General features: G+C 68.0%; 12 protein-coding genes. 6 read left to right on the forward strand and 6 right to left on the reverse strand.

The window, feature by feature from the left end; translation table 11 throughout:
* Nucleotides 1–7: 7 nt before the first annotated feature.
* From OKW41_RS06825 to OKW41_RS06835, 3 genes are all read right to left on the reverse strand, one after another.
* Nucleotides 8–1,702, reverse strand: coding sequence for a formylmethanofuran dehydrogenase subunit A (locus OKW41_RS06825; protein WP_429571971.1), 1,695 nt, complete (start codon nt 1,700–1,702; stop codon nt 8–10).
* Entirely contained in the window at nt 1,699–3,078 is a 1,380-nt protein-coding gene (locus OKW41_RS06830) for a formylmethanofuran dehydrogenase (protein WP_429571972.1), read from the reverse strand. The genes OKW41_RS06825 and OKW41_RS06830 overlap by 4 nt, the downstream gene beginning before the upstream one ends.
* Before the next feature lie 305 nt (nt 3,079–3,383).
* Nucleotides 3,384–4,133 (reverse strand): HisA/HisF-related TIM barrel protein, encoded by a 750-nt coding sequence (locus tag OKW41_RS06835; RefSeq protein ID WP_429571973.1) that lies wholly within the window; start codon nt 4,131–4,133, stop codon nt 3,384–3,386.
* Between the two features lie 14 nt (nt 4,134–4,147).
* Here OKW41_RS06835 and OKW41_RS06840 point away from each other — a divergent pair, with 14 nt between their 5' ends.
* From OKW41_RS06840 to OKW41_RS06850, 3 genes are all read left to right on the forward strand, one after another.
* Complete coding sequence (locus OKW41_RS06840) at nt 4,148–5,191, forward strand: ATP-grasp domain-containing protein (RefSeq protein WP_429571974.1); 1,044 nt, start codon at nt 4,148–4,150, stop codon at nt 5,189–5,191.
* Nucleotides 5,188–6,297, forward strand: a complete 1,110-nt coding sequence (locus OKW41_RS06845) for a hydantoinase/oxoprolinase family protein (RefSeq protein ID WP_429571975.1) — start codon at nt 5,188–5,190, stop codon at nt 6,295–6,297. The genes OKW41_RS06840 and OKW41_RS06845 overlap by 4 nt, the downstream gene beginning before the upstream one ends.
* Nucleotides 6,298–6,463: 166 nt before the next feature.
* Entirely contained in the window at nt 6,464–7,054 is a 591-nt protein-coding gene (locus tag OKW41_RS06850; RefSeq protein ID WP_018424588.1) for an aspartate/glutamate/uridylate kinase, read from the forward strand.
* 7 nt (nt 7,055–7,061) lie between these two features.
* Here OKW41_RS06850 and OKW41_RS06855 read toward each other — a convergent pair whose 3' ends face one another.
* From OKW41_RS06855 to pqqA, 3 genes are all read right to left on the reverse strand, one after another.
* On the reverse strand, nt 7,062–7,805 hold the full coding sequence (locus OKW41_RS06855; RefSeq protein ID WP_429571976.1) for a (5-formylfuran-3-yl)methyl phosphate synthase: 744 nt from the start codon (nt 7,803–7,805) through the stop codon (nt 7,062–7,064).
* A 27-nt stretch (nt 7,806–7,832) separates the two neighbouring features.
* Entirely contained in the window at nt 7,833–8,432 is a 600-nt protein-coding gene (locus tag OKW41_RS06860; RefSeq protein WP_018424590.1) for a DUF447 domain-containing protein, read from the reverse strand.
* 105 nt (nt 8,433–8,537) lie between these two features.
* Nucleotides 8,538–8,612: a pyrroloquinoline quinone precursor peptide PqqA gene (gene pqqA, locus OKW41_RS06865; protein WP_113062024.1), complete on the reverse strand. Its 75-nt coding sequence runs from the start codon at nt 8,610–8,612 to the stop codon at nt 8,538–8,540.
* A 488-nt stretch (nt 8,613–9,100) separates the two neighbouring features.
* Here pqqA and OKW41_RS06870 point away from each other — a divergent pair, with 488 nt between their 5' ends.
* The 3 genes from OKW41_RS06870 to cbbX all read left to right on the forward strand — a co-directional run bounded on the left by OKW41_RS06870 (nt 9,101) and on the right by cbbX (nt 12,190).
* Nucleotides 9,101–10,600 (forward strand): form I ribulose bisphosphate carboxylase large subunit, encoded by a 1,500-nt coding sequence (locus tag OKW41_RS06870; protein WP_429571977.1) that lies wholly within the window; start codon nt 9,101–9,103, stop codon nt 10,598–10,600.
* Between the two features lie 117 nt (nt 10,601–10,717).
* Nucleotides 10,718–11,146, forward strand: coding sequence for a ribulose bisphosphate carboxylase small subunit (locus OKW41_RS06875; protein WP_184064690.1), 429 nt, complete (start codon nt 10,718–10,720; stop codon nt 11,144–11,146).
* A gap of 51 nt (nt 11,147–11,197) precedes the next feature.
* The gene (cbbX, locus tag OKW41_RS06880) at nt 11,198–12,190 is read left to right on the forward strand and encodes a CbbX protein (protein WP_429571978.1); all 993 of its coding nucleotides are present in this window, start codon (nt 11,198–11,200) and stop codon (nt 12,188–12,190) included.
* Nucleotides 12,191–12,217: the final 27 nt, after the last annotated feature.

Consider the following 12,217-nt stretch of genomic DNA (forward strand, 5'->3'; position numbering starts at 1 on the left):
GGACGCGTCAGGTTAGACATTCGACGGGCAATAGTCGTCCGCCGCGGCAGCAGCGGCAGGCTTCGTCGTCGCTGATCGCGGCATGCGCGAAGTTGCTCGCGAGGTTCGCGTCGCTATACGCGCGCAGCGTTGTCTCGATGCCGCGATCGAATTGCGGCGCGACGAAATGGATGCCGCCCGTCGGCGTCGCGACCAGCGTACCGTCGCGCGCGACCAGTTCGCCGTCCTTGAACACATAGGCCGGCGACGTGAACATCCGCTCGCGGTCCGGCTCGTCGCGATAGACGGCGATGTCCGCCGCCGCGCCCGCGCCGAGATGGCCGCGATCGCGCAGACCGAGCAGCCGCGCGGGACCGGCGCGCGTGATGATCGCGATCTCGTACAGCGAGAATTCGCGTTTGAGTTCCGGCAGCGCGCTGGCGACCTGCGCCTCGGGATGCAGCTTCGCAAGCTGCTCATCGCGAAACGGCTTGTCCATCAGCAGGCGAATCAGATGCGGATAGCTCGTGAACGGGCCGCCGTTCGGATGATCGGTGGTCATCGCGACGCGCCACGGGTCGTCGACGAGCAGGAAGATTTCGAGGCCGATGATCCATTGCAGCGCGTTCACGTAGCTCTGTTCGCGATAACGGAACGGCAGCACGCCGCAGCCCGCGTCGCACTCGATATCGCCCACCACCCACTTGTGCGGCCGCGCGAGCGGCGCGTTGCGGAACTGCATCATCGTGTCACCGGAGGCCGTGACGGTCTGTCCGAAGATGATCTGGCCGACGTCGATCGACACGTTCGGCCGCGCGTTCACGGCCTCGGCAATCTGCCGCGCGCCCGACGAAAACTTGCGCGAACCCTCGGTGCCATAGCTGTGAAACTGAATATGCGTCAGATGGATCGGCAGGCCGTCGGCGGCGTCCATCGTCGCGATGGTCGAGGCGAGGTTGCCGGGCACGCCGAGGTTGCTCGTGTGCACGTGCAGCGGATGCGGCACGCGCAGCTCGGTCAGCGCGCGCGTCAGCGTGCGCAGCACGTCGCGCGGCGTGATGCCGTAGTGCGCGTGCGGCTCGTCGACGTTTAGCGAGCGCTGGTTGAACTTGAACGCCGAGATGCCGCCGGGGTTCACCACCTTGACGCCGAGCGCCTTGCTCGCGTCGATCGTCCAGCCGACGTAGTCGCGCAGACGTTCGAAGTCGTCGCGCGCGGCGAGCATCCGCAGGAACAGCTCGTCGTTGCCGAGCATCACGTACGCGCCGTGATCGATGATCGGCGTGTCGCCCATTTCGAGGTGCGTGTGGCGCGCGTTGGACGGCATCATCGCCGGCTCGAACGCGGCCGTGTAGCCCATTTCGGCGTAGCGGTAGCCGGTCGCGAGCGTGCCCGGCGTGCAGACGCCGCACGACGGCAGGCGCAGGTAGCGGCCGTTGCCGTCGCGCGCGGCTTCGTAGGCGGCCTCGCGCGGCGCATCGGCGCGATGGTCCTCGGGCAGCAGCAGGCGCGACAGATTGGTCTTGCCGCCGCCGATATGCGAATGCAGGTCGATGCCGCCCGCCATCACGATCATGCCGGTCGCGTCGTATTCACGATCGACGGGCGTGGTGGCGGGCACGTCGACGATGCGGCCGTCGCGGAACGTCAGGTCGCGGCGCTCGCCGTTGACGTTGTGGATCGGGTCGAACAACGTGCCGCCCTTGAGCCGGACGAGAGTCATGGCTGATCCTCGCGCATACTCAAGCGTTCGCTCAATCGCCCGCTCAACTTCGCGGCAATCGACGCCACCGACTCCAGCGCGGCACCACGCGCGGCGGTGAGCTGCATCACGACCGTGCCGTCGATGCGAAACAGATGCCCGCCGCTATCGACGCCAGGTGTCGCGACCGGCACGAACACGGTGTTCGCGCCGCGTGCCCTGGCGGCATCGGCGAGCGCCGGATGACCGAGCACGATCAGGGGAAGCGCGGGATCGAGCGACGCGGGCCACGCGTGCGGCGCGAAGCCCGCGATCCACAGCAGCGCATCGACTTCGCGTTCGGCGAGCAGCCGAGCCGTCCGATAGCGGTACGGATCGTGATCGAGCGGCGCGGTGCCCGCGGCGTCCGCCGGCATCGACACGCGCGTGCGCAGCGGCAAGCCGGACAGCCACGTGACGGTCTGATTGACCGTCAACGCGCCGTCGTCGCCGCCGAGCGCGAGACATGCCGCGCGCGTCGTGCGATTCACGGCCTTCACGATCCGGTTCAGCGCTTCGATCAGCAGCGCCGCGTGCGGCGCGGGCAGTGCGGCCGGTTCGTAGACGACCACCGTATAGCGCGCGCCGGCGATCCGTGCGTGCAACGACGCGAGCGCGGTTGCCACGTTGGCTGCGCTGCCATCGCCGTGGCTCAGCGCGGCGGCGTCGCGTCCTTCCGCGAGCGCTGACCACAGCGCGAGCGTGTCGTACGGATCGGTGTCCGGCAGAAGCGTGTCGATGCGCGTTTGCGCGAAGCCGGCTGCGGCCGGGTCCGCTTCGCAGCCGACGAAGACCAGCTCGCGCGCGAGTTCGGTGCCCGCCAGCGCGCGCGTGAAAAAGCGCGGATAGCGCCGCGACGGCTGACAGTCGAAGAACACCAGCAGGTCAGCGCGGGCGCGCACTTCGGAGAGCGTCGTAAAGAACGAGCCGCGGTCTTGCAAAGCGAGCGTCGCGGGCGTCAGCGCATCGCCGTGCAGATGATCGAGGATCGCGCCGCAGGCGGCGGCAAGCGGATACAGCGCGCGGATGCCGGCGACATCGGTGGCGAGGCCGCCGAATAACGGGCGGCGCGCGTTCGCGAGCAACTGCGCGGCGCTCGCCAGCGCGGCATCCTTGTCCACTTCGTTGCCATCGACGGTGCAAGCGCATTGCGCGTCCGTCACGCCGTACTGCGCGAGCGCGTGAGCGAGCCGCGAACATTCGGTGTCCGGCACATCGAGCGTGCCGTCGTCGTGGGCAGCGGCGACCAGGTCGTCGCACAACAAAGGGCAGAACGGACAGATCCAGTCGCGTGTGAGCGCCGCGGCGCGCGTTGCGCTCGGGCTGGGGGTCGATGGATCGATGGAGGGGCTATGCATGGGGCAGGTTTAGCAAGCTCCATGCCGATCTTTCGACACGCCTCGGCGGGCAAGCGCCGCGTTGAAGCGGGCCGCGCCTACGGGCGTACTGCTTTGCATTCAGCGGATGAACCTGCGCGGGGTCCCTGCGGCAAGCGTGCCTGATCCTGCGTCGGCGCGCGCGTCAAAGGCCCACTGCGCCATACAAAATGTGTGCCGTTCTGGAGCAGAGTGTCAAGCAGAGTGTCACACGCGAACAGTCCGGCTTGCGTTGCGTTTACCGACAGCGCTGTCGGAACGCGTGGCATGGAAATTGTATGGAAGGCCTACGCGGAATCGGAATGCGCGTAGTCGATCTGTCGATCGTGCAGCGCGGACGCCACCAGCCAGGCGCTTGCGCCGGTGCCGGCCGCGGCGGCCAGATCGTCGCGATTGCGGATGCCGCCCGCGCCGATCAGCGTGGTGTGCACGGCGGCCTCCGCGCGCACGCGCTCGAACGTCGCGAGATCGGGGCCGGCGTAGCTGCCGACCTGGTCGAGCGTCATCGCGATCACGCGCGACGGCCACCACGCCGACGAGCGGTCGAGCGCGGCCGCGGCGAGCAGTTCGCCCGCGCGATGATCGAGCGACAGGATCGGCGCGAGACCGGCGCGCTGAGCCGCGTGCAGTGCGTGGATATCGCGCAGCGTCTCCGAGCCGAAGACAGGCACGAGAGTCGCGAGATGGGAAGCGGCAGCAGGGCTGTCGTGTTGATCGATGGCGTCGTCGATGCGCTCGAATAGCGCGCGCATTGACGCGTAGTCCGCGAAACCCGCGTCGAGCCACAGTTCGATGCCGGGCAGCGCGGCCCGCAATGCGGCGAGCGTCGAAGCATGCGCGCCGCGCTGCAGGATGGCGCCGAGATCGGCGATATAGAGCGTGCGCGCGCCGCTGGCTTCGAGCAGCGCGCGGGCGGTGGCAAGTGGGTCGCTCGTCGCGACGAGGCGGGACTGGATGGGCCGATAGGCGCTCCGCTCGCCGCGCACCGCGCGTACGACCTGGCCGTTGAGCAGATCGAGAACAGGTATCACCTGCATAGGGGCGCTTTCCTTTGACCAGAATCTTTGTCTACGAGTATCTCACCGGCGGCGGCATCGACCCCCAGCTCGCCGGCCCGGGCAGTCTCGCCGATTTGAGCGCGCTGATCGTCGAAGGACGCGTGATGCGCGACGCGCTGGTCGGCGCTCTGCGTGAACTCGACGGCGTGCAGGTCACGTTTGCGACCTCGCGCTTCGAAACGCCAGGGGCGGGCGAGGCCCATTGTATGGCCGCGCCCGGCGAATCGATGACGGCGTTCGTCGCGCGCGCGGCGCGTGAGCACGATTACGCGTGGGTCGTCGCGCCGGAATGCGACGGGCTGCTGCTGCGCTTTCACGATGCGGTCGGTACCGCGCGCTGGCTCGGCTGCGCGAAGGAAGCGATCCGCGTCGCGTCGAGCAAGAGCGCGACAGCGGCGTGTCTTGCCGCGCATGGCATTGCGACCACGCCGGCGCTCGAACCCGGCGATTCAGCCGCGCAGCAGGACGGCCGGTGGGTGGTCAAACCGGACGACGGCGCGGGCGGCCTCGACACGATCGTGTACGAGCGCTTCGCCGATGCCTGCGCCGAGTACGAGGCGCGCGCGGCGGCGGCGCGCAATCCGGTGCTGCAGGCGTGGGTCGATGGCGAGCCGTTGAGCCTGTCGCTGATCTGCCGCGGCGACGCTACCAAGCTCCTCAGCATCAACCGTCAGCAGATCGGGCTGAGCGGCGGCGACGCGTCGGGTGATGTTGCGCGGATCGTCGAGTTCGACGGCGTGCTGGTCGATCAGATCGACCAGCACAGCGACATGGGCCGCGCGCTCGACACGCTCGCGCATCGCGTCGCGCGGGCCATCCCGGGTTTGCGCGGCTTCGTCGGCATCGATGTCGTGTGGCATCCGCAACTCGGGCCGGTCGTGATCGAAGTGAATCCGCGTTTGACGGTCGCTTATGCGGGGCTGTCGGCGGCGCGCGGCAGCGGCCTGACGCGCGCGCTGCTGGCCGCGCATGGCGTGCGCATCGAGCGCTGCGGCGCGGCGCGCGCCATTTCGCCGACGTACGAGGTGCGCCCTTGAGCCCGGCCCGTTCGAACCCGGCGGCGCGGTTCGGCTGGGACGTCGGCGGCGCGCACGTGAAGGTGTCGCTCGTCGACGGCAGCGACGCCGTGCTGGACGTCGTGCAATGGCCGTGTCCGCTTTGGCAGGGGCTCGACCATCTGCACCGCACGATCGACCTCGTCTTCGAGCGCTGGCCGCAGGCCCGCACGGACGCCGCGCAGCATGCGGTGACGATGACCGGCGAGATGGTCGACCTGTTCGCGGATCGCGCCGAAGGCGTGCGCGCGATCGTGGCCGCGCTCGCGCAGCGGCTCGGCCCATCACTGCGTTTCTACGCCGGCGACGCCGGCTGGCTCGCCGCCGCCGACTGCGCGGCCGGCTGGCGTCACGTCGCGTCGGCGAACTGGCTCGCGACCGCGGGCTGGGTCGCTACCTGCATCGCGAACGCGCTGCTGATCGACATCGGCAGCACCACCACCGACATCATTCCGATCGTCGACGGCCGCGTCGTCGCGCGTGCCGCGACCGATGCGGGCCGGCTCGCGACCGGCGAACTCGTGTATCACGGCGTCGTGCGCACGCCGTTGTGCGGCGTCGCGCATCGGATCGAATTCGGCGGCGCCATGCTGAACGTGATGAACGAATGGTTTGCGACGACCGCCGACGTCTACCGGCTGACGGGCGAACTGGACCCGCTGCACGACGTGCAGCCGAGCGCCGACCAGGGGCCGAAGACACAGGCGGCGAGCCGCGCGCGGCTCGCGCGCATGATCGGGCACGACGCGCACGATGCGTCGGACGTCGAATGGCTGCACTTTGCGCGGCGCTGGCGCGCGCTGCAGGTGCGCGAAATCGGCGCGAACCTGATGCGGGTGGTCGCCGCGCAGCCGGCGCTCGCGGCCGCGCCGCTGGTGGGCGCCGGCTGCGGCCGCTTCCTCGTCGCCGCATTGGCGCGCGACGAGGCGCGCGGCTATATCGACTTCGGCGCGCTGGCGGGCGTGCCCGATGCTTGCGCGGCATGGGCGGCGACCTGCGCGCCGAGCGTGGCGGTCGCGCTGCTCGCGGCGCGCGAGCCGGGCGCCCAACGGCGCGGCGCGCGTGGTATCGCGGCGCGCGCGGCATGAGTTGAGAGGCGCGGCGCGCAATCCGGGGACGCGGCGCGCCGGCGCACGAGTAGCGCAAAGAGGGGCAGGGGACACGATAAGGCGAGCGGGACAAGTTCGGTGATGAACGAGGTTGCGAAACGACGCGACCCGGCCGGGCACTCAACTGGACGCGAGGGCAACAGTCATGTGGGTGGTCAAGATCGGAGGCAGCCTGAGTCACGACCCGGCACTGCGCCACTGGCTCAGTGAGCTATGCGAAGTCGGCGGCGGACGGGTCGTGATCGTGCCCGGCGGCGGCGATTTCGCGGACAAGGTCCGCCAGTACCAGGGTGAGTGGAACTTCGACGATCTGGCCGCGCACAACATGTGTCTGCTCGCGATGACGCAATATGCGCTGCTGATGCAAGGCGTTTCGCCCGAACTGGTGATCGCGTCGAGCGAGGCGAAGATTCGCCGCACCCTGCGTGACGGTCATGTCGCCGTGTGGGCGCCGACCGCGCTGATGCGTGATACGCCCGACGCGATGAGCAACTGGGACACGACCTCGGACAGCCTCGCCGCCTGGCTATCGACGATGCTCAACGCGGAGCGGCTGGTCGTCGTCAAATCCTGTCCGATCGCCGTCGACGATCCGCTCGAAACGCTGGCCGCGTCGGGGGTGATCGACCGCAAGTTCGTCGACTACGTGAACGATGCGAACTATGTGGTCGAATTGCTCGACAAGAGCAACGTCGCGCTGATGCGCGACCGTTTGCTGAATATTCCGGTGATGTGATCGGCTGCTACAGCCGCGTCGCGTTGGTCGAGCCCGGCAACGGCGCCGCGCCATCGACGCGAATCTCTCCAGCCGGCCGATGCAATGCGCTCGCCCATTGCGCGACGCGCTCGGGGTCGAGCCGCGAGCGGCGCCCGTCGGCGCACAGCGCGGTGCGAAAACCGGCCACGTCGGGCGCCAGCGCGCGGATCTGCGGCAGTTGCGCCCAGCAAAGCGCACCGGCGATGCCCGCCATCGCGCCGCGCTGACGCGCGAGCCGCAACCAGCGCGCGAGCGAGTCGACATCGACGTGATCGAACAGCGTGCCGCCGTCCTTGCTCGCGGTATCGAACATCAAGCCGGCGAAGCCGAGCGCCGCGGTGTGGCTGACCAGTTCGTCGTCCATGCCGCCGTCGCATAGCAGCACCGGCACGACGCTAGCCGGCAGATTCGCGAGCTGCTCGATGCAGCGGCGCGCGGCCGGTCCGCGCGCGACGCCGACCTTCACATAGTCGACGCCGGCATCGCTGACGTCGATCACGCGCGCGGCGATCTCGTCGAACGCGTCGGCCGGCACGTCGCCGATCGCCGCGCTGATCGGCTTGACCGGGTAGCGCGCGCGAAGTTGTTGCGCGATGTTCGTGATGGCGCCGATCGACAGGCCGCCGAGCGCGCCGTCGTCCGGCTCTTTCAGGTCGATCAGCTCGGCGCCGGCGCGGGAGGCGTCGAATGCTTCGTCAGCCGAGCGGACGCTCGCGAGCAATGCGGTCATCGGGGTTCTCCGCGGAGGAAAGGGTTTTCAGTGATGGGCCGAAGCGGCGGCCTGATGCGCCGCGTCTTCGAGGCTCGCGCGATATCGCGCGATCGCGGCGACGAGCCAGCTCCATGCGGTGCGCTCGTTGTCGCCGGCGGTTTTGTCGATCGCGATCTGCAGATACGCCATTTCTCGATCGACCTTGTCGGCCGGCAGCATGAAGAGCCGGCTCACCAGAATCGCGCCTTCCACGACCGCCGACTGCGCGCGATTGAAGCCCGCGAACGGCGCGTGGTTTTCACGGTGCACGCATTTCATCACCAGCACCGGGCGCTCGGCGTCGTCGCGCAGCTCGTCGAGTTCGAGCTCGGCGTGGGCCAGCGACTCGGCCAGACGTACGCTCGGCACGCGGCTCGCGGCCACGGTCGGCCAATCGGTTGCGCAGTGCGTGACGCAGCCCGCGAAGATACGCACGTCGGTGGTGAAGTTCAGCACCGCCGCGCGCGTCGCGATCACGTTGTCGAGCGTGACCGACGGGCGGAAAGGCGCGAGGATGATGCGCTCGCCCTCGTAGCGCGCGCCCATCGGCGCGATGTGTGGACGGCCATCGCACGCTGCCGTGGTGACGATCGTTTCGTGGATCATGGCTGGGAACGTGTGTCCCGACAGCGCCGGAAGGCCGGCCGTCAGCAGAAGTCAAACACAAACGGGAACCGCAAAGGGGCCGCGGCGTGCGGCCCGGTTGCGGGCTTAACGCGTAGCGACATACATCACGATTTCAAAACCGAGGCGTACGTCGGTGTAGCTCGGAGTCGTCCATTGCATACGTGCTTTCTCCTTCGGTTGAAACAGCGGGTGGAACAGCGTTGCGCCGCCGGCCCCGCGTAATGCCCGGTGTCGACGGCAGCCGGCATCACGCAAGCTTTATGCCTGTTCGGGTACCGGCCGGTCAGGCGGGCGTGCGTTCGTTCGAGGGCTAATACAGCGCTCGGCGAATTGCGCCACGCCGTGGCGCTCGCGCGGGTTGCAAGACGCAAAGAGCCGCGCGGTGTGGCGAAAACGAAGCAAAGTGTGCCATCGCGATTCCCTGGTTCGATTGCGCTGTCACGCCGCGCCCGCCTCGCTCACCAACACATTCTGCTCCCATTCGCGTCGCACGGCTCGAAAATGAACCCCACGATGTGGTAGCGATAACCGATCCGTTAAGTCTGCCAAATAAAATCGTGAATTCACCTTGGGCGTGTCCGTGCCTACAGTGCAACTCAAGCGCTTCGTTCTTCCGGCAGTGCGCTTGCCACCTTCGAGGACACGTCATGAACGATTTCAGTCAACCGCCGATCCAGCCCGAACCTCAAGCGCGCGATCCGCACAATCCGCGCGAGCGGTACGCGGCGGGCGTGATGAAATACCGCGAGATGGGGTACTGGCAACCGGACTACGAACCGAAAGACACCGACGTGATCGCGCTGTTTCGCATCACGCCGCAACCCGGTGTCGAACCCGAGGAAGCGGCCGCCGCGGTGGCCGGCGAATCGTCGACCGCGACGTGGACGGTGGTGTGGACCGACCGGCTCACTGCCTGCGACATGTATCGCGCGAAGGCGTATCGCGTCGAGCCGGTGCCGGTGTCTCGCGCCGACGAGCCGCAGTACTTCGCGTATATCGCTTATGAACTCGATCTGTTCGAAGAGGGCTCGGTCGCGAACCTGACCGCGTCGATCATCGGCAACGTGTTCGGCTTCAAGCCGCTGAAGGCATTGCGGCTCGAAGACATGCGCATCCCCGTCGCGTATCTGAAGACGTTTCAGGGGCCGCCGACCGGTATCGTCGTCGAGCGCGAACGGCTCGACAAGTATGGTCGGCCGTTGCTCGGCGCCACGGTCAAGCCGAAGCTCGGTCTGTCGGGCAAAAACTATGGGCGGGTGGTCTACGAAGGCCTGCGCGGCGGCCTCGATTTCCTGAAGGACGACGAGAACATCAACTCCCAGGCGTTCATGCATTGGCGCGACCGCTTCCTGTTCGCGATGGAGGCGGTGAGCCGCGCCCAGGCGGAGACCGGCGAGCTCAAGGGTCACTACCTGAACGTGACGGCCGGCACGATGGAGGACATGTACGAGCGAGCCGAATTCGCGAAGGAGCTCGGCTCGTGCATCGTGATGATCGACCTCGTGATCGGCTGGACCGCGATCCAGTCGATGTCGCGCTGGGCCCGCAGGCACGACATGATCCTGCATCTGCATCGCGCGGGGCATGGCACCTACACGCGGCAACGCAGCCACGGCATCTCGTTTCGCGTGATCGCCAAATGGCTGCGCATGGCGGGCGTCGATCACGCGCATGCGGGCACCGCGGTCGGCAAGCTCGAAGGCGATCCGCTGTCGGTGCAGGGCTACTACAACGTGTGCCGCGACGCGCACAACGCGGTCGATCTGTCTCGCGGCATTTTCTTCGACCAGCCGTGGGCCGGCTTGCGCAAGGTGATGCCGGTCGCCTCGGGCGGGATTCACGCGGGGCAGATGCATCAGCTGCTCGATCTGTTCGGCGACGACGCGATCCTGCAGTTCGGCGGTGGCACGATCGGCCATCCGGCCGGCATCCAGGCCGGCGCGACCGCGAACCGCGTCGCACTCGAAGCGATGGTGAAGGCGCGCAACGAGGGCCGCGACCTTCTGCGCGAAGGGCCCGACGTGCTCGAAGCCGCCGCGCGCTGGTGCACGCCGCTCAAGCAGGCGCTCGATACGTGGCGCGACGTGAGCTTCAACTACGCATCGACCGATACGCCCGATTTCGCCGCCACGCCGACGGCGGCCTAGCAACGCCGAGCTTTTTCCGCGAGCGCCTCACGAGCGCATCCGCAACGCGGTGCAACGGCACCGCGCGGGGCACCGTTGACGCCGTTCCGAACGCGACATCCATCCACGAGGTTCGTCATGCGTATTACTCAAGGAACGTTTTCTTTTCTGCCCGAGCTGACCGACGAGGAAATCGGCCTGCAGATCGACTACGCGCTGCGCCAGGGCTGGGCCTGTTCGGTCGAATTCACCGACGACCCGCATCCGCGCAACACCTACTGGGAAATGTGGGGTCTGCCGATGTTCGACCTGCACGACGCGGCCGGCGTGTTGCAGGAGGTCAGGGCTTGCCGCGAGGCGCGGCCGCAGCACTACATCAAGGTCAACGCGTTCGATTCGGTGCGTAGCTTCGAGACGATGCGCCTGTCGTTCATCGTCAACCGGCCGGACGTGGAGCCGGGCTTCCGGCTGTTGCGGCAGGACGCGCAGGGGCGCACGCAGCGCTACAGCATGACGGGCTACGCGGGCGACCGGCCAGCGGGCGAGCGTTATGGCGCGGCGGGCTGACGCCGCTGATCGCGCAACAACGCGCACGACGACCCGCAGCGAGGAGGAACCATGACAGACGCCGCCATCGTGGACGCACTGCCCGCGTCCACCGCGCACAGCGACGCCGCCGCGCCCCATATCGACCTCGCGGCGCTCTACCGCGACTCCGGCATCGGCGACGTGCTCGGCGAACTCGATCGCGATCTGGTCGGGCTCGCGCCCGTGAAAACCCGCATTCGCGAAGTCGCCGCACATCTGCTGGTCGAGCGCGCGCGGGCTTCGCTGGGTCTCGCGGGCGGCGCGCCGACCTTGCATATGTGCTTCTCCGGCAACCCCGGCACCGGCAAGACGACGGTTGCGCTGCGCATGGCGGAAGTGTTGCACCGGCTCGGCTACATTCGCCGCAATCATCTGGTGTCGGTCACACGCGACGATCTGGTCGGCCAGTACATCGGCCACACTGCGCCGAAAACGCGCGATGTGCTCAAGCGCGCGATGGGCGGCGTGCTGTTCATCGACGAAGCGTATTACCTGTATCGCCCGGAGAACGAGCGCGACTACGGGCAGGAAGCGATCGAAATTCTGTTGCAGACGATGGAGAACCAGCGCAGCGACCTGGTCGTGATTCTGGCCGGCTACGCGTCGCGAATGGAAGTGTTCTTCGAGAGCAATCCGGGTTTCCGCTCGCGCATCGCGCATCACATTACGTTTCCCGATTACGAGGAAACGGAGTTGCTCGAAATCGCCGAACGGATGCTCGGCACCATGCATTACCGCTTCGATGCCGCGTCGCGCCGCGCGTTCGCCGACTATCTGGCGCGCCGCATCCGCCAGCCGAATTTCGCCAACGCGCGCTCGGTGCGCAACGCGCTTGACCGCGCGCGGCTGCGCCAGGCGAACCGCCTGTTCGCGAGCGCCTTGCAAGGCGGCGAGCCGATCGACGCCGCCACGCTGACGCTGATCGATGCCGCCGACGTGCGCGCGAGCCGCGTGTTCGACGAGCCGCCGCAGTCCTCGCAATCGCCTTCCAACGCGCGCGCCGTCACGGCGCCGCCGGGCTGAATCACGACACCATCGACGGAGAACGCC

The sequence above is a fragment of the Paraburkholderia sp. UCT70 genome (assembly GCF_050434085.1).
In the GTDB taxonomy this organism is placed as follows: Bacteria; Pseudomonadota; Gammaproteobacteria; order Burkholderiales; family Burkholderiaceae; genus Paraburkholderia; species Paraburkholderia tuberum.